This is a genomic window from Pedococcus soli, assembly GCF_054782575.1.
The window spans coordinates 318133-339579 of the sequence record NZ_BAAGSF010000004.1; the positions used below are offsets into that span (position 1 = coordinate 318133).

Below are 21447 nucleotides of genomic sequence, written 5' to 3' on the forward strand. Positions count from 1 at the left end.
CGGCTCAGCTCGCCATGCCGAGGGCCGCCGTGATCACCGAGGCCAAAGCCGACTTCACGCCTCCCGAGCGGACCACGGCCAGGAGCACGGCCGCGAACGCGCAGGCGGCCAGCGTCCCCACGGCATACTCCGCGGTCGTCATGCCGGCCTCCCCTGCGAGACGAACCCTCGAGAACCCCTGTGCCAGTTTGCATCTCACGCTGCACTCCTTGTGTCGGTGACGGCTGGGTGCCGTCTTCGGCACCAGTCCAGCCATCTGGAGGACGACCCACCACCGTCGTCGTCCCTTCCTGTGGACGACGTCCCTGACGTCCCGGTGCTGTGGACCGACGGCCCTCATCGGCCCGCGGTGTCGAGGACGCCCACGGCCAGGGCGATGACGACGGGGAGCACCGCCGTGCAGGCGAACGCGGGGAGGAAGCCCAGCCCGAGGGGCAGCACGAGCAGCACCCCGGCTCGGGCCGCTCGTCGCTCACGGTCCCGCTCCCGACCGTCTCGCAGCCGTGCGGCGGCGTCGGCGACCAGGGCTGCCGGAGCGGCACCGGTGGCCTCGGCCACCGACCAGGCGAGGGCAGCCGGCCGCCAGACCGGGCTGGCGTACGACCAGGCCTCGTCCACCGGGCGCCCCCAGCGCACTGCGGCGACGACCGCGGACAGGTCCTTGGACACCGCCGCCCCCGCCCCTGTGGCGACCTCCTCGAGCGCCCGCGTGAGGTCGAGGCCGGCACGCAGGGCCAGGGCGACGAGGACCAGCGCATCGGCCACCTCGTCGACCTGAGGCGCAGGAGACGCGTCCCGGGACCGGCGCCGGACGCGGGCCACCCTCCGGCCCGGGGTCGACGCCGCGCGCCGAACCGCCGGCCGCAGGCGCCCCGGCCAGACCAGGACGGCCACGCCGGCAGCGAGCGCGAGCGCCCAGCTCATGCCGCCCGGGCGAGGATGGACCGGCTCCACCACCAGCCGAACCCCGCGAACACCACACCTGCGACGAGGCTGGCCGTCGACCAGGTGGTCGAGAGGTACAGGTCACGGGGGCTGATCCCGCAGGCGAGGCCGACCACAGGACCGCTGAGCGGCAGCAGTGCCAGCACCGTCATCGAGGCCCGGGGGCCGGCTGCGGCACTGGCGAGGCGCTCGCGCGAGCGCACCCGGGCTCGCAGCACCTGCTCGCTGGCGGTGAGGGCGTCGGCCAGCGGCGCGCCCGTGCGCTCGCTGAGCGACCATGCCTGACCGACGAACCGCAGGGCCTCGCTGTCGAGCAGGGCGGCGTGGTGGCGCCAGGTGCCCGAGACCGGTTCGCCGGACGCGCCGACGCTGACGAGCTCCAGGAGCAGCGGCCCGAGCACCGGGTCGTCGGCGACCGCCGAAGCGCCGGCCTCCAGGCTCGTGGTCGCCGGGACTCCTGCGCGCAGCGGCGCGGCGACCAGGCCCAGCAGGTCGGCCAGCCGGCCCTCCGCCGCGACCACCACCCGGCGCGGGTGGGGGCGACGTGGGCGCGGAGACCACTCGTCACGACATGACGGGCCGACGGCGTCCCGTCCGATCTGCCGACCCGGCCACACCCGCCGCCCCGACCCGACCCGTCGTCCGGGCCAGACCAGCACCGCAGCCACGACGAGTCCGAGCGTGACGTGCAGGACCCCTTCGGCGGACCAGCCCGTCATCGTGTCCACGGAACCCGCCATCATGCCCGCGCCACGGGCCGGACCCCGTGCTCCACCAACGCCGACCAGGCCGGACCCCGCCGCCCCGTCACGGCATCGAGGGCCAGCTCGCAGACCACCTCGTCGCCCTCGCGCCGCAGCACCGACAGGGACGCCACCCGCCTGCCGGTGCGGGTCCGTTCGACGTGCACGACCGCCTGCACCGCGCTGGCGAGCTGGCGCTGCACCGCTTCCCGCGGCATCCCCGCGAGCGCCCCGAGCGCGTCGAACCGGGTCGGCACGTCGCCCGGGGAGTTGGCGTGGACCGTGCAGCAGCCGCCGTCGTGCCCGGTGTTGAGGGCCGCGAGCATCTCGCGCACCTCCGGTCCGCGGGCCTCTCCCACGACGAGCCGGTCCGGCCGCATGCGCAGCGCCTGGCGGACGAGGTCGACCAGGCCGACGTGACCGTGCCCCTCGACGTTGGCCCCACGGCCCTGGAGCAGCACCACGTGGGGGTGGGTGATGGCGAGCTCGCGCACGTCCTCCACCACGACCAGCCGCTCGTCGACCGGCACCTCGGCGAGCATGGCGGCGAGCAGCGTCGTCTTCCCGGAGCCGGTGCCACCGGTCACGACGAAGGACCGCCGACGGGTGACCAGTGCGCGCAGCAGGTCCTCCACCGAGTCGTCGAACATCCTCGTGGACCGCAACGAGGCCAACCCGTCGGCCCGCGCACGCGGGATGCGGAGGCTGACGTGGACCCCGCCCTCCACCAGCGGCGGGAGGATGGCGTGCAACCGGACCCCACCCGGCAGCAGGCCGTCCACCCACGGCTGGCTCTCGTCCAGACGCCGCCCCGCCAGGGCGGCCAGGCGCACACCGAGGCGCCGCGCGGCCGCGGCGTCGGCGAGGTCGACCCCTGCCGCCTCGACGCCGGCACCGCGGTCGACCCACACGGATCCGTCGCCGTTGACGAGGACGTCGGTGACCGACTGGTCCGCGACCAGGCCCTCCAGCGGCCCGAACCCCAACACCTCCGCCGCCAGCGCGGCTCGGGCCTCCTCGGCACCACGGGACCCCAGCCGCACGGCGTCCACGGTCGCCACCCGACCGACCGCCGCGACGTCCGGCGACTCCCCGCGCCGGATCCGGCCGGCGATGTGCTCGGCCCCGTTCACGTCGACACCCCGACGTGTGCGCCGCGGCCCGGGCGGGGCGGGCCGCTCACGCGCTGACCCGGTCGGCGTCGACGCCGCGGCCGGCGCAGACCTCCAGCTCGGCCAGCAGTCGGTCCACGGCGGTGACGAACGCCCCGTTCCTGCGGGTGCCCGGTGCGCGTGCGCGTTCGGCGTCGGCGACGACCTGGCTGTCGTCGACCAGGGTGCCGGCGTGCGGCAGGTCGAGGTGCTGGGCGACCTGCTCCCCCGTCACCGGCTCCCGCCGACCCGCCCGCAGGACCAGCCGCGCTGGGACGCTGAGCCGGCCGATCTCCGCCGCCACCGCCGCGGCATCCGCGAGGTGCCGGGCAGTGGGGCCACAGACCAGCAGGACGTCGGTGCACTGCCCGGCCCACCGCAGGGATCCGCCGAGATCGAGGATCGTCAGCGCGCAGATCGAGGACAGCGCCCCCAGACAGGCACCGACCACGTCGTCAGGCACCGGCGACCCGCGGGCGGCCAGCACGCGCGCCACACCGTCTGCAGGCAGGGACCTCAGCAGGTCCGCGCCGTCGACCTCGCCCCGGACGTCGGACAGGTCGGGCCAACGCAGCCCGGGTTCGTGCTCGATGCAGGCGGTGACGTCCAGGCCGCCGCGCTCGAACGAGCCGTCGACGCACACGGTCGCCCCCACCGAGGCGGCCGCACGCACCCCCAGGGCGACAGCGAGGGTCGAGGCCCCCAGCCCGCCCGACGCTCCGACGACACCCAGCACGCGATGCTCCATGCGGCGAGCCTGCAGGGGTCACGGACCGGCCCGGAAGCGGGTGGCGACGGGCCTGTGGACGGCCGCGGGCGGCATACGGACCTGTGGACGGAACCGGCCGGAGAAAGGGGACGGCCCCGGTCGGGGGGACAACCGGGGCCGTCGACGCACCATGCTCCGGGGGGGAGGAGCAGGTACGCCGGTCCGCTCTACCCCGAGGGGGAGCGAACAGGAACATCGTGGACCATTAACCGTTCAACCGCAACTCGTTCGAGCGGGGGTCGTCTCGGGCGCCGGGCCAGGCGGAGACGTCCGCGAACAACCGAGCCCAAACGGTCACATCCGCCACGCCCGGCCCGGGCGTCACACCCGCCACACGAGGATGGCACCCCGCGCGAACGGGGTGCCATCGACCGTGATCCGCCTCGGGTTACCAGGCGTGCTTCCTGTAGTTGTCGCACCGGGACAAGCCCGTCACGATCGGTCCACCAGTGGACTGCCCGCGCGTGGGTGCCCGATGGGGTCACGGTGGTCGTCGGACTCTCGTGCGTCGACGTCAACTCCATGTGTACCGCGGTCCGGACGCGATGGGAACCCTTGACTTTTGGCTCACCAGGGACGTGTCCCCTGGCGCCCGGCGTGTCGCCCCCGATCGTGACCGTCCACCGGCTCCATGTCAGGACGGGTGCCCGAATCCGCTGCGACCGCAACGGTTCCGCGTCAGCTCAGGCGTCCGGCCCGGACCGCGTCGCAGACCTGCTCCCCCTGCTCGGCGCCGGCGACGAGGGCGGCGGCGCAGTGCTCCAGCCACAGCCCCACACCCTCCCGCGTGCCCGTCCCGTATGCCGCGAGCGCACCGAGGTAGGCCGGCCCGCCCTGGGCCGCGTGGCCGGCCTCCGTGACCGCGACGCCGGTCGGGTCGAGCCCGAGCGCCTGCACGACGGCGCGCTCCAGCGCCCGCGCGACGACGCCGTTCCCGCGCACGAACGGACGCATCGTCGCCACCTCGGCGTGCACGACGGCAGCCACCACGAGCGCCGGCACCTGCGCACCCTTCGCCCCCGCTGCCAGCAGGCCCACCACACCGTCCAGCCGGGCGCGCAGCGCAGCGGCCGACGGCGCGGGACCGAGGTCGACCAGCTCCTCGCAGTCCTCCCCGTGCAGGCGCGGGCGTCCGAGCTGGGCGTCCTCGACCAGCCCCGAAGCCGCGGCCACGTGCAGCCGGGCCAGGGCCTGCAGCGGGGCCGTCGCCACCAGCGAGCGGACGTGCTCGCTCTCGGCGGTGGCCTGCACGACCCCCCGTGCGACCCGCTCGACCGGGTCCGGCTCGAGCGGCCAGGCAGCGGCGCCGCGCATGACGTCCCGCACGAGCTCGAGGGGGACGGTCGCACCCTCCAGCGCAGCACTCGCCTGCGCGCCGCGGACCCGGGACTCGGCGGACGCCTCGGGGATCCTGCGACGCAGGGCCTCGTGCCACCGCAGTCGTTCGCACGCCTCGCGGGCGGCGGAGATCCGCTCGGGCACCCCCGGGAGCTCGGCGAGGGCACGGAGCGAGGCGACGGCATCAGGCACGGCGCCAGCCTAGGGCGCCCGTCCTTGGACGCCCGATCGCCCTAGAGTGCGCATGTGTCGGGCAGCTTCCACCTCCCCACCGCCATCGTGGTCGCCGGCGCGATGGTGCTCGTCTACGCGCTCGTCCGGCTGGTCCGCCACGGCCGCAGCGGCTCGCGTGGCTTCGTGTCGGACGTCGACCACGCCACCCACGCGACCCTGCACACCGCGTCGTTGGCGGCGCGGCACCTGCAGGACGGCCTGACTCCCGAGGGGGTCGGTCGCGCCGCCAAGCACCTGCGCCAGCTCCTGGGCGCTCCGGCGATCGCCGTCACCGACGCGGCCTCGCTGCTCGCCTGGGACGGCGTCGCCGACCACCACGCGCCGCACGCGCTGGAGCACGCCACCGAGGTGCTGCGCAGCGGGCACACCATCGTCCTCGGCGCCGGGCAGGTGAGCTGCTCCGACCCCGACTGCCCGGTGCGGGGTGCGGTGATCGCCCCCGTCGTGAGCGCCGACCGGGTGGTGGCTGCCATCGCGGCATACGGACCGAACGCGTCGGCGGGGCTCGCCCGGGCGACCGAGGAGGTGGCCGGCTGGATGGCGACCCAGGCCGAGCTCGCCGAGCTCGGGCACCAGCGGACCCGCACCATGGAGGCTGAGCTGCGGGCCCTGCGGGCGCAGATCAGCCCGCACTTCATCTACAACTCCCTGGCCGCCATCGCGTCGTTCGTGCGGACCGACCCCGAGCGTGCCCGCGAGCTGCTGCTCGAGTTCGCCGACTTCACGCGGTACGCCCTGCGCCGGGGCGGGGCCTTCACGACCCTCGCCGAGGAGCTGCGCAACGTCGAGCGGTACCTCGTCCTCGAGCAGGCGCGGTTCGGGGACCGGCTCACCATCTCGTTGCTCATCGCGCCGGAGGTGCTCCCCGTGACCGTTCCCTACCTGGCGATCCAGCCGTTGGTGGAGAACGCCGTCCGGCACGGCCTGGCCACCAAGGAGGGCGGCGGCCACGTGCGGATCGTCGCCACGGACGAGGGGGCCGAGGCCGGCATCACCATCGAGGACGATGGTGTGGGTTCGGACCCGCAGGTCATCAGGGCGGTGCTCGACGGCCGGGCGGACGGCGACAACGTCGGGCTCGGCAACGTCGACGCCCGACTGCGCCAGGTGTATGGCGACGACTTCGGCCTCGTCGTCGAGACGGCCCCCGGGGCGGGGACCAAGGTGTCGTTCCGGGTGCCCAAGTACGCGCCGGGCGTGCACCCCACCACGTAGAGTCCCCCCATGGCTGGCGCCCCCTCCGGCGACCCGGAGCTGCTCAGCCCGCAGGACGCCAGTGCCGGCGCCGCGGGCACGTCGCCGCACGCCCTGCGGGCCCTGGTCGTCGACGACGAGGTCCCGGCGCTGGAGGAGCTCAGCTGGCTGTTGCGGCAGGACGACCGGATCGCCGAAGTGCGGACGGCCGGCAGTGGTGCGGAGGCGTTGCGGGCGCTCGAGACCGGCGACATCGACGTGGTGTTCTCGGACATCTCGATGCCCGGGCTCGACGGCATGGACCTCGCCCGCGTGATCGCCCGGTTCACCCAGCGCCCGCAGGTCGTGTTCGTCACCGCCCACGACCAGCACGCCGTGGACGCCTTCGCGGTCGACGCGGTGGACTACGTCATGAAGCCGGTGCGCCCCGACCGCCTCGCGGAGGCCGTGCGCCGGGTGGTCGCCTCGGTGGAGTCGACGGGCTCCGACCCCGCCCCGCCCCCGGTCGGCGACCAGGACGAGACCATCCCGGTGGAGCTGGCGGGTGTCACGAGGTTCATCACGCGCAGCCAGATCCGGTACGCGCAGGCGCAGGGCGACTACGCCCGCCTCCACACCCCGGCCGGGTCCCACCTCGTCCGGATCCCCCTCAGCACCCTCGAGGAACGTTGGGCCGCAGCGGGATTCGTGCGGATCCATCGCAGCACGCTCGTCTCCCTGCGGCACGTCAAGGAGGTGCGGATGGAGCACGGTCGGTGCAGCGTCGTGCTCGACGAGGTCGAGCTCCAGGTGAGCCGGCGCCACACGCGGGAGCTGCGTGACCGCCTCCTGCGCCCCAACCGCCCCGCCGAGTGACGTCGTGAGCGAACCGGCGGGACCTCCACCCCCGGCCCCGCCACGGGTCCGGGTGACCAGCACCCGCCGCGACGCCACCACGCGCCACGGCGCCCGGCCGCTCACCCGGGAGATCGACGAGCAGAGCAACCTCGGTGAGGTCTACATGTCGGGCCTCATGTCGGCCCAGCTGAGGCTCGCCGCGATGGTGCTGGCGTTCGGTGCGGTGGGCCTGGGCGGGCTGCCCCTGCTCTTCCTGCTCGTCCCCGCGACGCGCAGCCTGGAGATCGGTCGGGTCCCGTTGCCCTGGCTGATCCTCGCGGTGGTGGTCTACCCGGTGGCGCTCGTGGTCGCGCGCTACTACGTGCGCCAGAGCGAACGCATCGAGGCGGAGTTCTCCGCCGTCGTCGCCCGGCGGGAACCGTGAACACCGCCTACGGCCTGGCTGCCATCGGACTCATCTGCCTCGTGACGCTGGCGATCGGTGCGTTCGGCCTCAAGCTCTCCCGCACGACGAGCGACTTCTACGTCGCCGGCCGCACGGTCACCCCCTACCGCAACGCCAGCGCGATCGGTGGCGAGTACCTCTCTGCCGCAAGCTTTCTCGGGATCGCCGGGCTCGTCTACACCAACGGTCTCGACATGCTGTGGTTCCCGGTCGGCTACACCGTGGGCTACGTCGTGCTCCTCGTCCTCGTCGCCGCCCCGCTGCGACGATCCGGCGCCTACACGCTGCCCGACTTCGCCGAGGCGCGGCTCGAGAGCACCACGATCCGCCGCCTCTGCTCGGTGCTCGTCGTGGGCATCGGGTGGCTCTACCTGCTGCCACAGCTCCAGGGCGCGGGGCTGGCCCTGACGAGCGTGACCGGAGCGCCGAGCTGGGTGGGTGGCCTCGTCGTCGCCGTCGTCGTCGTGGCGAACGTCGCCGCCGGTGGCATGCGCTCGATCACCCTGGTGCAGGCCGTGCAGTACTGGATCAAGCTCACGGCGATCGCCGCACCGGCGTTCGTGCTGCTCGCGGTGTGGTTCCACGACGGCGCACCCGGTCCGGCGAGCGCCCGCGACTCCAGCTGGGTCGAACCGCTGGGTGGCCTCGCCGGACAGGGTCATCCCGTGTACGCGACCTACAGCCTCCTGCTCGCGCTGGCGCTGGGGACCATGGGCCTGCCGCACGTGCTCGTGCGCTTCTACACCAACCCCGACGGCCGGGCGGCCCGGCGGACCACCCTCACCGTCGTCGCCCTGCTCGGCGCGTTCTACCTCTTCCCCCCGCTGTACGGCGTGCTCGGCCGGGTCTACCTCCCGGAGCTCCCGGTGGGTGTCGCCGCCGACACGCTGGTCCTCCAGCTGCCCGGGGCGATGCTGCCCGACCACCTCGGCGAGGTCCTGTCGGCGGTCCTCGCCGGTGGGGCGTTCGCGGCGTTCCTGTCGACCGCGTCCGGCCTGACGATGTCGGTCGCCGGGGTCATCGACCAGGACCTCCTGCGCCGACGGCTGGGCCGCGTGACCGGCGGCGACTTCACGGTCGTCCAGGGCTTCCGGATCGCGACGGTCCTGGGCGTGGTCGTCCCGTATGCCGCGTCGCGGCTGATCGAGCCGGTGGGCCTCGCGACGATGGTCAGCCTGGCCTTCGCCGTCGCGGCCTCGACGTTCTGCCCGCTGCTGGTCCTCGGGTCCTGGTGGCGTGGCCTGAGCACCGTCGGAGCCGCCGCCGGGCTCGTGGTCGGCGGCGGTCTCGCCGCGAGCGCCGTGGCGGCGACCGTCCTGGCCGGACCCATCCCCGGGTGGCCCGGCGCCCTGCTCGGGCAGCCGGCGGCCTGGAGCATCCCGCTCGCGTTCGCCACCGCCGTCGTGGTGTCGCTGGCGACGCCGGGCCGGATCCCGCTGCACACCGCACGCACCATGGTCCGCCTGCACACCCCGGAGGACCTCGTCCTCGACCGCGACTGAACGCCGAGCCTGCCGCTGGTCGCAGCACACCGACCGCTCACCGCAGGGGTCGTGGCCACCCGGCGACCACAGACCCCGTACGGCGCGCCATCGCCCGGCACCCCTGCCGACCTGCTGTTGCCCACGTCACAGTGGCGCCAACCGCACACCGCGGCGCCCTGCGACCGGTTCCCGCCGGCCGCGCCACGCCAGCCACTGGAGGTGTCCCGTGAGCAACGACGCTCGCACGGATCACGACCCCTACGTCGACCTGCAAGGGTCGCCGGAGTTCGACGAGCTGCGGAGCCGGTTCCGCAAGTTCGTCTTCCCCATGACCGCGCTCTTCCTCGCGTGGTACTTCCTGTACGTCCTGCTCTCGACCTACGCCCCGGCGTTCATGAGCACCAAGGTGTTCGGCAACGTCAACATCGGCCTGATCCTCGGGCTCGGGCAGTTCGTGTCCACCTTCGTCATCACGATCATCTACGTGCGCTGGGCCGACCGGGAGTTCGACCCGCGCGCCGCCGCCCTCGCCAAGACCATCGGGGAGGACCACCGATGAGCGCCACCGTCGTGCACGCCGCCCCCGGCCTGGTCCCCATGGCCACCAACGTCGGCAGCCCCGCCCTGAACATCACGATCTTCGGGATCTTCGTCCTCATCACCCTGGGCATCGTCATCCGGGCGTCGAAGAACAACCGCAGCGCGGCCGACTTCTACGCCGGTGGCCGCGCCTTCACCGGCCGCCAGAACGGCATCGCCATCGCGGGCGACTACCTGTCGGCCGCATCGTTCCTCGGCATCGCCGGGGCCATCGCCCTCAACGGGTACGACGGCTTCCTCTACTCCATCGGCTTCCTCGTCGCCTGGCTCGTCGCCCTGCTCCTGGTCGCCGAGCTGTTGCGCAACGCCGGCAAGTACACGATGGCCGACGTCCTGTCGTTCCGGCTCAAGCAGCGCCCGGTGCGCATGGCCGCGGCGATCTCCACGCTCGCGGTCTGCTTCTTCTACCTGCTCGCCCAGATGGCCGGTGCCGGCGGTCTCGTCGCGCTCCTGCTCGGCATCGACGACAAGGCGGGCCAGTCGCTGGTGATCGCCGTCGTCGGCGTGCTGATGATCTCCTACGTCCTCATCGGCGGCATGAAGGGCACGACCTGGGTGCAGATCATCAAGGCCGTGCTGCTCATCATCGGCGCCGGTGTGATGTTCCTGTGGGTGCTCGGCAAGTTCGGGCTCAACCTCAGCAGCCTGCTCGGCGACGCCGTCCAGGCGTCCGGCGGCAAGAAGGTCCTCGACCCGGGCCTGCAGTACGGCAAGAGCGGCCTGACCAAGATCGACTTCATCTCGCTGTCGCTGGCCCTGGTGCTCGGCACGGCCGGCCTGCCGCACGTGCTGATGCGCTTCTACACGGTGCCTTCGTCCAAGGAGGCCCGGAAGTCGGTCGAGTGGGCCATCTGGCTCATCGGCATCTTCTACCTGTTCACCCTCGTGCTCGGGTACGGCGCCGCCGCCCTCGTCGGCCCGAAGGTCATCGCCGCCGCACCGGGCAAGGCCAACTCGGCCGCGCCGCTGCTCGCCTACGAGCTGGGCGGGGAGCTGCTGCTCGGCATCATCTCGGCGGTGGCGTTCGCCACGATCCTCGCGGTCGTCGCGGGACTGACCATCACCGCCAGCGCCAGCCTGTCGCACGACATCTACAACTCCGTCATCAAGGAGGGCACCGCCTCGGCGGAGGAGGAGGTCAGGGTCGCCCGCATCACCGCGGTCGTCATCGGCATCTTCGCCATCCTCGGCGGGATCCTGGCCAACGGCCAGAACATCGCGTTCCTCGTGGCCCTCGCGTTCGCCATCGCGGCGTCCGCGAACCTGCCCACGATCCTCTACTCGCTGTTCTGGAAGCGGTTCAACACCCGTGGCGCGCTGTGGTCGATCTACGGCGGCCTCATCACCGCGCTGACGCTGATCATCTTCAGCCCCGTGGTCTCTGGCAAGCCGGTCGACCCGGCGACGGGCAAGTCGCTGTCGATGTTGCAGGACACCGACTTCCACTGGTTCCCGCTCGACAACCCGGGCATCGTCTCGATCCCGCTGGCCTTCGTCCTGGGCTGGCTCGGCACCGTGACGAGCAAGGAGTTCAACGCCGCCAAGTACGCCGAGATGGAGGTCCGGTCCCTGACCGGCCACGGTGCCGAGAAGGCGACCACCCACTAGGGCGGCCCGACGACCGCGCGGAGCCACGCGCCATACGCGGTCTGCGCGAACCACGGTGCCGCGTCCCCGAGCAGGGGGCGCGGCACCGTGCTGCCGGGACCGACCGGACTTATGTGGACGACACGGTCAGTGGCCCGCGAGCGGTCAACCTGCACGCCGTGGCCCGCGTCGTTGGGGTGTCCGAAAGGGGGACACCATGAAGACCACCCGCACGAACCGCACGACCCGCCTGGCCATCCGGTCACTCGTCGTCGCCGCCGCCCTCGGGGCCATCCCCGTCACCGCCGCGCTCGCCTCGCCGACGAGCGCGACCACCGCCACCACCGCCGCGCCGTACTGCGGCATCACGTGGGGCTCGCTCGCGAAGACCAACAGCACCATGGCCATCGGCCCGGTCACCGGGGTCCGGTCGGGCCGACACTCGTGCTACGACCGGCTCGTCGTCGACCTCAAGGGGAGGCCGTCGGGCTACACGGTGAAGTACGTCAGCAACGTGTTCACCGAGGGCCAGGGGAAGCTCGTGCCGCTGCGCGGCGGGGCCAAGCTGGTCGTCGTCGTCAACGCCCCGGCGTACAACCCGAACGGCACGACGTCCTACGCACCGAAGAACCCCAAGGAGGTCGTCGACGTCACCGGGTACACGACGTTCCGACAGGTCGCCTGGGCGGGCACCTTCGAGGGGTACACCTCGATGGGCCTCGGTGTGCGGGCACGGCTGCCGTTCCGCGCCTTCACCGTCAACGACGGCACCACCAGCCGCCTCGTGATCGACGTCGCCCACCGCTGGTAGGCGACTGCGCGGCACACCTCCCGTGCGACCGGTCAGGTCCGCGGGAGTGTGCCGCCCGGGGGAGGTATGGCGCCCGCGCGCCGGTCGGTCAGGCCCTGGCCTTGTCGGGCGCCGTGGCCGACCGGCGCGCCAGGGCCGCGCGACCGGCGCGCACCAGCACGACCAGGACGGCCAGGACCGCCGCGAGGACGTACCACTTGGTCGACGAGGTGAGCAGGGCCTGCGAGTGGTGCCACCACTGGGTCCGCACGAAGAGCCACGCGGTGTCGGCGACGGTGCGCGCCTCCTCCTTGACGGGGATGCCCCCGGTGCCGGGACGCACCGTCTCCCAGCCGTACGACAGTGCCTTGGCGAGCAGGGCGAACACCAGCCAGGTCACCACCAGCCGCAGCAGGCTGAGCACGGTCGGCGCGACCCGCTGCCAGGTCGCCACCGCGAACGGAAGCGCGAGCGCCAGGGCCAGCGCCAGGCCGCGGGGCCAGGTCGTCGGCGACAAGCCGGCAACCACCGCCAGCACCGTCGCGGCGGCGAGCGCTCCCTTCGCCCCGCGCGCACCGAGCAGGATGCCGAGCAGCGCACCGCCGCCCAGCAGCGCGACGAGGACGAGGCGTTCGTGGGGATAGGTGTCCGTGTGCGGTCCGTCCAGGGCCCAGCCGAGGGCGCTGAACACCAGCACGATGGCGAACCGCGGCCAGGGCGAACGCACCACCAGTGACACCGACGCCGCGGCGGCCGTTGCGCCGAGGAAGAGCACGTCGCCCTTGAACACGTCGAGCGGCAGGTGCAGCCACGACTCGAGTCCGAGGAAGCCGACCGGCCACCAGAGCAGCGCGCCGAGGACGAACGACAGGGGCGCCCAGAGGTGGCGGAGCCCTGCTGCGCCACGACGGGATCCGCGGCCGGGCTCGTCGGGGGAGGACGGCGCCGACGCCTGGGTCGTGGTGGTCACGGCGACGAGGCTAGCCGCTCGGCTGGCCCAGTGGGCCGCCGGACGACCACGCCGACCGTTCCCCTTGCAGTGGCAGGGGTCGGGCGGGTTGGCTGGGGGTAGCAAGCCAACGCCGTCTTCAGCCCTTCCAGGAGGAACCCGTGTCCGAGACCGGCACCACGAGCACCACCACGAGCCAGTCGCCGGAGCGGGACCTGTCCCCCTCCCCCGAGTTCGCGGCCCAGGCCAACGGCACCAAGGAGCTCTTCGACCAGGCCGAGTCCGACCACGAGGGCTTCTGGGCCGCCCAGGCCCGCCAGCGCATCAGCTGGGCCAAGGACTTCGACCAGACCCTGGACTGGAGCGGTGCACCCTTCGCCCAGTGGTTCGTCGGCGGTGAGCTCAACGTCGCCCACAACTGCGTCGACCGCCACGTGGAGGCGGGCAACGGTGACCGCGTCGCCATCCACTTCGAGGGCGAGGGTGGCGACACCCGCACCATCACGTACGCCGACCTGCAGAAGGACGTCGCGAAGGCCGCGAACGCACTCGAGTCCCTCGGGGTGGCCAAGGGCGACCGCGTCGCGATCTACCTGCCGATGATCCCCGAGGCCGTCGTCGCGATGCTGGCCTGCGCCCGCATCGGCGCGCCGCACTCGGTGGTGTTCGGCGGGTTCTCGGCCGACGCCCTGCGCACCCGCATCGCTGACGCCGAGGCCAAGGTCGTCATCACCGCCGACGGCCAGTTCCGCCGGGGGAAGCCGGCAGCGCTGAAGCCTGCCGTCGACGCCGCCGTCACGGGTGACAGCACCGTGGAGAAGGTCCTCGTCGTCAAGCGCACCGAGGGCGAGGTCGAGTGGGACGACCAGCGCGACGTCTGGTGGCACGACGTCGTCGACAGTGCGAGCGACGAGCACGAGGCCGTCGCCCACGACAGCGAGCACCCGCTCTTCATCCTCTACACGTCCGGCACCACCGGGAAGCCCAAGGGCATCTTCCACACCACGGGCGGCTACCTCACGCAGGCGGCCTACACGAACTCCGTCGTCCACGACGTGCACCCCGAGACCGACGTCTACTGGTGCACCGCCGACATCGGCTGGGTCACCGGCCACAGCTACATCGTCTACGGCCCGCTCGCGAACGGCGCGACGCAGGTCATCTACGAGGGCACCCCGGACACGCCGCACCAGGGCCGGTGGTGGGAGATCGTCGAGAAGTACAAGGTCTCGATCCTCTACACCGCGCCGACGGCGATCCGGACGTTCATGAAGTGGGGCGACGACATCCCGGCGAAGTTCGACCTGTCGTCGCTGCGCGTGCTCGGGTCGGTCGGCGAGCCGATCAACCCCGAGGCGTGGCTCTGGTACCGCAAGCACATCGGCAGCGACAAGGCCCCGATCGTCGACACGTGGTGGCAGACCGAGACCGGCGGCATCATGATCAGCCCGCTGCCGGGCGTCACCACGCTCGAGCCCGGCTCGGCGCAGCGCCCGATCCCCGGCATCAGCGCCGAGATCCTCGACGACGAGGGCCAGCCGCTGCACGACCCCGAGGCCGTCGGCTACCTCGTGCTCACCAAGCCGTGGCCCGGCATGCTCCGCGGCATCTGGGGCGACCCCGAGCGCTACAAGGAGACGTACTGGTCGCGGTTCGGCGAGAAGTACTACTTCGCCGGCGACGGGGCCAAGTACGACGAGAAGGGGAACATCTGGCTCCTGGGCCGCGTCGACGACGTCATGAACGTGTCCGGCCACCGCCTCTCCACCGCCGAGATCGAGTCGGCCCTCGTGTCGCACCCGTCGGTCGCCGAGGCCGCGGTCGTCGGTGCGACGGACGAGACCACGGGCCAGGCGGTGTGCGCGTTCGTCATCCTGCGCGGTGGCTTCGTCGACAACGGTGACGAGACCGTCCAGGAGCTGCGCAACCACGTGGCCAAGGAGATCGGTCCGATCGCCAAACCCCGCCAGATCATGGTGGTCGCCGAGCTCCCCAAGACCCGCTCGGGCAAGATCATGCGCCGCCTGCTGCGCGACGTCGCCGAGAACCGCGAGGTCGGCGATGTCACGACCCTGGCCGACTCGTCGGTCATGAACCTCATCAAGCAGGGCATGTCGGGTTCGTCGGAGGACTGACCTCCACCACACCACCCCGCGCAAGGTATGCCGCGGACGCACCTCGCGTCCGCGGCACGCCTGTGTCCGTGGCGGGGTTTGGACGCTGCGGAAGCGGGTAGGTGACCGGCGAACGCCATCACCGACAGAAGGAGCACAGCCATGTCAGCTGACGAGAAGGTCGCCAAGGACCTCGTGGAGACCCTCAAGGACGGCCGCAACGGCTTCACGTCCGCCGCCGAGAAGCTGCGTGACAGCGACAGCCCGGAGGCCGCCTCGACGCTCGAGCGCCTGGCCGAGCAGCGCGCCGCCTTCGCGCGCGACATCGTGTCCATGGGCCACGACTACGGTGACGACGTCGACGAGAGCGGCTCGGTGGCCGCCACGCTGCACCGCGGCTGGCTGTCCCTCAAGGACGCCCTGACCGGCGACGACGCCTCCGGTGTCCTCGGCGCGGCCGTCACCGGTGAGGACCACGCGGTGTCGGAGTACGAGAAGGCGCTGGCGGAGGACGACCTCAGCGACGGGTTCCGCACCGTCGTCCAGCAGCAGCACGCCGCGATCGTGGCGGCGCGCGACGAGGTCAAGGCGCTCCAGCAGACCGCCTGACCCTGTCCGACGAGTCCTCGAGCGCCTGACCCCGCCCCGGCGTGGTCAGGCGCTCAGGGCCTCCGGGAACGTGGGCGCGCCCGGCATGGGAGTCCACTGGCCGCGGGAGACCAGGACCTCGCGCAGCAGGTCGGGCCGGTCGCTGATGATGCCGTCCACCCCGGCGTCGAGGACCCGGCGCATCGCGACCGGGTCGTCGATGGTCCAGACGACCACCCGCACACCGATGCGGTGCGCACCCTCGACCAGTCGCTCGACGAACACCGGCACGCGGCCCAGGCGCAGCGGCACGTGGGCGAACTCCGCGGTCGCCAGGCGCCGCGATGGCCGCACCCCCGTCCGCGACGACGTGACCAGGGCGGCGAGCGAACGCCAGCCGAGGGCGCTGCGCACCCCGGGTGCCTCGGCCCGCACGGTCGCGAGCCAGCTGTCCCACGCGCCCGCCACACAGACGCGCTCCCGGAAGTCCTTGTGCTGCAAGACCTTCACGAGGGGACCAATGGCACCGCGGTCCTTGAGGTCGACGGTGAAGCGGGCGTCGGGGAACGCCTCCAAGGCCTCGGTCAGGGTCGGGATCGGCTCAGTGCCCTCCACCCGTATGCCGCGCAACCGCGCGAGGGTGTGCCGGGCGACAGGGCCGCGGCCGTCCGTGACGCGGTCGAGGGTGTTGTCGTGGAAGCAGACGAGGTGGCCGTCGGACGTGAGCTTGACGTCGGTCTCGAGGTAGCGGAAGCCGAGGGCGGCAGCCCGACCGAACGCGGCCAGGGTGTTCTCGGGCGCGAGGCCGGCGCCTCCGCGGTGGGCGAGGGCGATGGGTCCGAACTCGGAGCCGTAGGCCATGGCACCAGCGTGCCGAAGGAAATGGCCACCACGGACCGGAAACGGCCGCTGGGACCACTGTTCACCCCATCAGGGACAACCGTTCGCCCGATGCTGCCGTGCGGACACCCGGTGACCCCTACCGGGCGCCGCGCATCTCCCGCGAGATGGCCTCGGCGGCACGGTGCAGCGGACCCGTCGCCCGCGCGACGAACTCGTCGGTCACCCGCGTCACGGGTCCGGAGACCGACAGGGCCAGGAGCTGCGGCGCGTCGGGGACGGCCACCGCGACGCACCGGACGCCGACCTCCTGCTCCCCCTCGTCGAGGGCGTGACCTCGACGGCGGGTGCGTTCGAGCTCGGCGAGGAACTCCTCCGGGGTGGTGATCGTGTGCTCGGTGCGGGCCGGCATCCCGGTGCGCTCCAAGAGGGCGCGGACGTCGGCCGGGTCGAGGTCGGCCATGATCGCCTTGCCGACCCCGGTGGAGTGCGGCAGGACCCGACGGCCCACCTCGGTGAACATGCGCATCGAGTTGCGGGAGGCCATCACCTGGCCGACGTAGACCACCTGGTCGCCGTCGAGCATCGCGAGGTTGACCGACTCCCCGAGCTCGTGGGCGAGCCGCTCCATGTGGGGGCGGGCCCAGCGGCCGAGCATGCGCGAGGTGGTCTCGCCGAGGCGGATCAGGCGCGGTCCGAGCGAGTACTGGCGGGAGGCCTCCTGGCGCACGTAGCCGAGGTCGACCAGCGTGCGCACGAGGCGGTGGATCGTCGGCAGCGGCAGGTCGGCGTCGTTCGCGAGCTGGGAGAGGCTGATCACCCCACCGGCGTCGGCCATCGTCTCGAGGATGGCGAAGGCCCGCTCGAGGGACTGCACCCCACCGGTCTTGGGCGCCGCCGTGACCGGCTCGATCGCGGTCTCGTCGGTGCTCATATATCTCTCCCCATGAGGCGAATGAGAAGAAGATTTCGTATCATGGAAGTATCGTAGTGCACCGACCCCGACAGTGAGGATGAGCCACCGATGTCCGCCATCACCGTGACCGGAGGCCCGGTCGAGCGCAGCGACGAGGTCCTGACCCCCGAGGCCCTCGACTTCCTCGCCGAGCTGCAGACCCGCTTCGGCGGCACCCGCGACGAGCTCCTCGCCGCCCGCAGGGCTCGCCGCGAGGAGGTCTCGAAGACCGGCCGGCTCGACTTCCTCGACGAGACCCGGGAGGTGCGCGAGGGCGACTGGACCGTGGCGCAGGCGCCGGCCGACTTCCGCGACCGCCGTGTCGAGATCACCGGTCCGACCGAGCGCAAGATGGCGATCAACGCCCTCAACTCCGGCGCCAAGGTGTGGCTGGCCGACCTCGAGGACGCGAACACCCCGCACTGGGCCAACGTCATCGGCGGCCAGGTCAACCTGCGAGACGCCGTCCGCGGCACGATCGCGTTCACCTCGCCGCAGGGCAAGGACTACTCGCTCGAGGACCCGAGCTCCACGCCGGTGATCGTGCCGCGTCCCCGCGGCTGGCACCTCGACGAGGAGCACCTGCAGCTGGACGGCAGGCCGCTCGTCGGAGCGCTCGTCGACTTCGGCCTGTACTTCTTCCACAACGCCAAGGAGCTCCTCGAGCGTGGCAGCGGCCCGTACTTCTACCTGCCGAAGATGGAGTCGCACCGCGAGGCCCGCCTCTGGAACGACGTCTTCACCTTCGCCCAGGAGCACGTCGGCGTCCCTCACGGCTCGATCCGGGCAACCGTCCTCATCGAGACCATCCCGGCCGCGTTCGAGATGGACGAGATCCTCTACGAGCTGCGCGACCACGCCGCCGGCCTCAACGCGGGGCGCTGGGACTACCTGTTCTCCATCATCAAGTACTTCCGCGACTCCGGTCCCGAGTTCACGCTCCCCGACCGCAACGCCGTGACGATGACCGCGCCGATGATGAAGGCCTACAGCGAGCTGCTCGTGAAGACCTGCCACCGGCGCGGAGCATTCGCGATCGGCGGCATGGCTGCGTTCATCCCGAGCAAGGACCCCGAGGTCAATGACCAGGCGTTCGCCAAGGTCCGCGCCGACAAGGAGCGCGAGGCCGGCGCGGGGTTCGACGGCTCGTGGGTCGCGCACCCGGGCATGGTCGACCTCTGCAAGGAGGTCTTCACCGAGGTCCTCGGCGACCGGCCCAACCAGCTCGGCAAGCAGCGCGACGACGTCTCGGTCTCCGCCGACGACCTGCTCGCAGCGGGCAAGACGCCCGGCGACCGCACCGAGGAGGGCCTGCGCGGCAACATCACCGTGGGCATCGCCTACCTCCAGTCGTGGCTGCGGGGCAACGGCGCGGTCGGCATCCACAACCTCATGGAGGACGCCGCCACCGCCGAGATCTCGCGTTCGCAGATCTGGCAGTGGATCCACAACGAGGTCACCCTCACCTCCGGGGAGAAGGTCACCCGCGAGCTCGTCGACCGCCTGGTCGAGGAGGAGTATGCAGCGCTGGAGGAGTCCGTCGGCACGGACGCCTTCGCCGACGGCGAGTGGGAGGCCGCTCGCCGGCTGTTCGTCGAGTGCGCGCTCGACCCCGACTTCCCCGACTTCCTCACCCTCCCCGCCTACACCGAGGTGCTCCGGCTCGAGAAGGCCTGACCTCCACCGCTTCGCCCACGACGCCCGCCCCGGTCGGACCCGGTGCGGGCGTCGTCGTCAGCGGGTCGCGGGACGACGGAACCGCCCGGCGGCGACCTGGTCGCCACCGACCCAGACGCCCTCGATGTCGCTCGTCGTGCCCAGCGCGAACACCTTGGCCAGGGCGTCCAGGGTCGAGTTCGCGTTGCCGAGCCCGACGTCGAGCGGGTTGCCCGCCTGCGGCAGCACCCACACCGCGTCGAACTGCTTGCCCACCGACAGGTCGCCGACCTCGTCGGCCAGGCCGAGCGCGTCGGCACCGGCCGACGTCGCCAGCCACAGCAGGTGGGCCGACGTGAGCGCCACGCCGTCGGCGCCGAGCAGCTGCTGCATGAAGTAGGCCTGCAGCCCCTCCTTCAGCAGCGAGAAGCCTGTTCCTGCACCGACGTCCGACCCCAACGCCACCCGGACCCCGTGGTCGAGGTGCCGCTGCAGCGGGAACAACCCGCTGCCCAGCGCGGAGTTGCTCGTCGGGCAGTGCGACACGGAGGCGTCCTGGCTGGCGAGCAGGGCCAGCTCCTCGTCGACCGGGTGCACGTTGTGGGCCAGCACCGAGTTGCGGTCGACCAGGCCGTGGTTGGCGTAGGTGTGGACGTAGTTCGTCCCACCGAAGAGCCGCCTCACCTCGGCGACCTCGAAGAGGTTCTCGTTGACGTGGGAGGTGAACCACGAGCCCTGCACCTCCTTGAACGTCGCCGCGCACGACTCGAGCATCGCGTCGCTGGCGGAGAACGAGAAGCGGGGCGTCACGGCATACCGGAGGCGACCGTGGCCGTGCCAGCGCTCGGCGAGCCCGCGCGCCTCGTCGTAGGCCCGGTCGGGGGTGGACAGCAGCTCGGGCCGCAGGCTGCGGTCCGAGACGACGAGCCCGGTGGTGACCCGCAACCCGGCCACGTCGGCGGCGGCGAACATCGAGTCGACGGCGGTGGCGAAGTGGGAGCCGAACACGAGCGCCGTCGTGGTGCCGGCATCGACCAGACCGGTGACGAAGTCGCGCGCGACACCCTTGGCGTAGGCGACGTCGGCGAGGCGTGCCTCCTCGGGGAGGGCGCACTGGTCGAGCCAGTCGAGCAGCGGCATGCCCAGACCGCCGATGACCCGCACCTGCGGGTAGTGCACGTGGGTGTCGACCAGGCCCGGCAGGAGCATGCCCCCGGGCAGCTCGATGACCACCTCGTCCGGGTGCTCGGCGCGCACCTCGGCGAAGGAACCGCGCGCGACGATGAGCCCCGACTCGTCGACGACGAGGCCGCCGTCCTCCTCTGCACGCAGGGCGCCACCGGCGAAGGGGTCGGACGGGGTGTCGACGATGCGGGCGCGGTAGAGGGTCACGTCGTGACCTGCTGGCGGTCGTCGACACGGGCCGAGGACCGTTCGGCCTCGAACACCCGCACGAGGTCGGCAGCGACGCTCACGGCGATGGTCGCGGGATCCTTGCCGGTGAGCTCGGGCAGGCCGATCGGCGTGGTGATACGACTGAGGGTTTCGGCCGAATGTCCCTCCGCCGCAAGGCGCTTGCGGAAGCGGGACCACTTCGCCGACGAGCCGATGAGCCCGATCGACGCGAGGTGGCTGCAGCGCAGCGCGGAGTCGCACAGGGCCGCGTCCTCGGCGTGGTCGTGCGTCATGACGAGGACGTGCGTGCCGTGCGGCACCTGGCCGAGCACCAGCTCGGGCACCGGTGCGTGGTGGGCGTGCACCCGCGCGACGGCGTCGTCGAGCGGCGCCAGCCTCCGTGGTGAGACGTGGTCGGCGCGCGAGTCGACGAGGTGCAGCTCGAGGTCGTGCCGCGCGAGGATGCGGGCCAGCTCGAGGCCGACGTGGCCCATCCCGAAGATCGCCACCGAGGGGGCCACGGCCAGCGGCTCGAGCAGGATGACGACCTCCCCGCCGCAGCACTGCTGACCGTGCTCGGCACGCGCCTTGTCGTTGAGCGACAACGACAGCTGCTCGGGGACGAGCACGCCCTCGGCGACCATGGTCCGTGCCCGGGCCACGGCAGTGGCCTCGAGGTTGCCCCCGCCGATGCTGTCCCAGGCGTCGTCGACGGACACGACCATCTTGGCTCCCGCCTCCCGCGGCGAGTGGCCGCGGACGGAGACGAGGGTGACCAGGACGCCGGCGCGACGCTCGCGCCGGAGCCGCTCGACGGCTGCCAGCCAGTGCAT

The 21447-nt window shown here is 72.4% G+C and carries 21 protein-coding genes; 10 read left to right on the forward strand and 11 right to left on the reverse strand.

All coding sequences use genetic code 11. The features are described 5' to 3' along the window. Positions 1-4 precede the first annotated feature (4 nt). From ACYVKF_RS07490 to ACYVKF_RS07515, 6 genes are all read right to left on the reverse strand, one after another. On the reverse strand, positions 5-340 hold the full coding sequence (locus ACYVKF_RS07490) for a DUF4244 domain-containing protein (protein WP_460965945.1): 336 nt from the start codon (positions 338-340) through the stop codon (positions 5-7). Further along, entirely contained in the window at positions 337-924 is a 588-nt protein-coding gene (locus ACYVKF_RS07495) for a type II secretion system F family protein (RefSeq protein ID WP_460965947.1), read from the reverse strand. Before ACYVKF_RS07495 ends, ACYVKF_RS07490 begins: the two co-directional genes overlap by 4 nt. Further along, the gene (locus tag ACYVKF_RS07500) at positions 921-1664 is read right to left on the reverse strand and encodes a type II secretion system F family protein (protein WP_460966904.1); all 744 of its coding nucleotides are present in this window, start codon (positions 1662-1664) and stop codon (positions 921-923) included. Before ACYVKF_RS07500 ends, ACYVKF_RS07495 begins: the two co-directional genes overlap by 4 nt. 20 nt (positions 1665-1684) lie before the next feature. Continuing rightward, a complete protein-coding gene (locus ACYVKF_RS07505) occupies positions 1685-2821 on the reverse strand; it encodes a TadA family conjugal transfer-associated ATPase (protein WP_460965949.1) in 1137 nt (378 codons plus the stop codon). Positions 2822-2867: 46 nt separating this feature from the next. Beyond that, positions 2868-3587, reverse strand: a complete 720-nt coding sequence (locus ACYVKF_RS07510; protein WP_460965951.1) for a CpaE-like family protein — start codon at positions 3585-3587, stop codon at positions 2868-2870. Between the two features lie 699 nt (positions 3588-4286). Next, a complete protein-coding gene (locus ACYVKF_RS07515) occupies positions 4287-5138 on the reverse strand; it encodes a Fic family protein (protein ID WP_056915732.1) in 852 nt (283 codons plus the stop codon). A gap of 54 nt (positions 5139-5192) precedes the next feature. Between ACYVKF_RS07515 and ACYVKF_RS07520 the strand changes: the two genes are divergently transcribed. The 7 genes from ACYVKF_RS07520 to ACYVKF_RS07550 all read left to right on the forward strand — a co-directional run bounded on the left by ACYVKF_RS07520 (position 5193) and on the right by ACYVKF_RS07550 (position 12138). Beyond that, positions 5193-6395: a sensor histidine kinase gene (locus ACYVKF_RS07520; RefSeq protein ID WP_235529315.1), complete on the forward strand. Its 1203-nt coding sequence runs from the start codon at positions 5193-5195 to the stop codon at positions 6393-6395. Between the two features lie 9 nt (positions 6396-6404). Further along, positions 6405-7229: a LytR/AlgR family response regulator transcription factor gene (locus tag ACYVKF_RS07525; protein ID WP_082553449.1), complete on the forward strand. Its 825-nt coding sequence runs from the start codon at positions 6405-6407 to the stop codon at positions 7227-7229. A 52-nt stretch (positions 7230-7281) separates the two neighbouring features. Further along, positions 7282-7635: a hypothetical protein gene (locus ACYVKF_RS07530; RefSeq protein ID WP_235529314.1), complete on the forward strand. Its 354-nt coding sequence runs from the start codon at positions 7282-7284 to the stop codon at positions 7633-7635. Next, the gene (locus ACYVKF_RS07535; protein ID WP_460965955.1) at positions 7632-9158 is read left to right on the forward strand and encodes a sodium/solute symporter; all 1527 of its coding nucleotides are present in this window, start codon (positions 7632-7634) and stop codon (positions 9156-9158) included. The genes ACYVKF_RS07530 and ACYVKF_RS07535 overlap by 4 nt, the downstream gene beginning before the upstream one ends. 208 nt (positions 9159-9366) lie before the next feature. Next, positions 9367-9699 carry a DUF485 domain-containing protein gene (locus ACYVKF_RS07540; protein WP_056915734.1) on the forward strand — a complete coding sequence of 111 codons (333 nt, stop codon included), beginning with the start codon at positions 9367-9369 and terminating at the stop codon, positions 9697-9699. Continuing rightward, positions 9696-11348 (forward strand): solute symporter family protein, encoded by a 1653-nt coding sequence (locus tag ACYVKF_RS07545; RefSeq protein ID WP_460965957.1) that lies wholly within the window; start codon positions 9696-9698, stop codon positions 11346-11348. The genes ACYVKF_RS07540 and ACYVKF_RS07545 overlap by 4 nt, the downstream gene beginning before the upstream one ends. Positions 11349-11544: 196 nt before the next feature. After that, positions 11545-12138 carry an AMIN-like domain-containing (lipo)protein gene (locus ACYVKF_RS07550; protein WP_235529313.1) on the forward strand — a complete coding sequence of 198 codons (594 nt, stop codon included), beginning with the start codon at positions 11545-11547 and terminating at the stop codon, positions 12136-12138. Positions 12139-12226: 88 nt separating this feature from the next. Here ACYVKF_RS07550 and ACYVKF_RS07555 read toward each other — a convergent pair whose 3' ends face one another. Continuing rightward, positions 12227-13087, reverse strand: coding sequence for a hypothetical protein (locus ACYVKF_RS07555; protein WP_460965960.1), 861 nt, complete (start codon positions 13085-13087; stop codon positions 12227-12229). A 140-nt stretch (positions 13088-13227) separates the two neighbouring features. Between ACYVKF_RS07555 and acs the strand changes: the two genes are divergently transcribed. After that, the gene (gene acs, locus ACYVKF_RS07560) at positions 13228-15201 is read left to right on the forward strand and encodes an acetate--CoA ligase (protein WP_056915737.1); all 1974 of its coding nucleotides are present in this window, start codon (positions 13228-13230) and stop codon (positions 15199-15201) included. A 141-nt stretch (positions 15202-15342) separates the two neighbouring features. After that, a complete protein-coding gene (locus ACYVKF_RS07565) occupies positions 15343-15789 on the forward strand; it encodes a ferritin-like domain-containing protein (protein ID WP_056920322.1) in 447 nt (148 codons plus the stop codon). 45 nt (positions 15790-15834) lie between these two features. On the opposite strand, the gene ACYVKF_RS07570 is transcribed toward ACYVKF_RS07565, so the two are convergent. Both ACYVKF_RS07570 and ACYVKF_RS07575 read right to left on the reverse strand, forming a co-directional pair. Next, complete coding sequence (locus tag ACYVKF_RS07570) at positions 15835-16629, reverse strand: glycerophosphodiester phosphodiesterase (RefSeq protein ID WP_056915739.1); 795 nt, start codon at positions 16627-16629, stop codon at positions 15835-15837. A 118-nt stretch (positions 16630-16747) separates the two neighbouring features. Then, positions 16748-17542 (reverse strand): IclR family transcriptional regulator, encoded by a 795-nt coding sequence (locus ACYVKF_RS07575; RefSeq protein WP_056915740.1) that lies wholly within the window; start codon positions 17540-17542, stop codon positions 16748-16750. A gap of 90 nt (positions 17543-17632) precedes the next feature. Here ACYVKF_RS07575 and aceB point away from each other — a divergent pair, with 90 nt between their 5' ends. Next, the gene (gene aceB, locus ACYVKF_RS07580) at positions 17633-19240 is read left to right on the forward strand and encodes a malate synthase A (protein WP_056915741.1); all 1608 of its coding nucleotides are present in this window, start codon (positions 17633-17635) and stop codon (positions 19238-19240) included. 57 nt (positions 19241-19297) lie between these two features. Here aceB and ACYVKF_RS07585 read toward each other — a convergent pair whose 3' ends face one another. Then, positions 19298-20611 carry a guanine deaminase gene (locus ACYVKF_RS07585; RefSeq protein ID WP_460965963.1) on the reverse strand — a complete coding sequence of 438 codons (1314 nt, stop codon included), beginning with the start codon at positions 20609-20611 and terminating at the stop codon, positions 19298-19300. After that, a complete protein-coding gene (gene xdhC / locus ACYVKF_RS07590) occupies positions 20608-21447 on the reverse strand; it encodes a xanthine dehydrogenase accessory protein XdhC (protein ID WP_056915743.1) in 840 nt (279 codons plus the stop codon). The genes ACYVKF_RS07585 and xdhC overlap by 4 nt, the downstream gene beginning before the upstream one ends.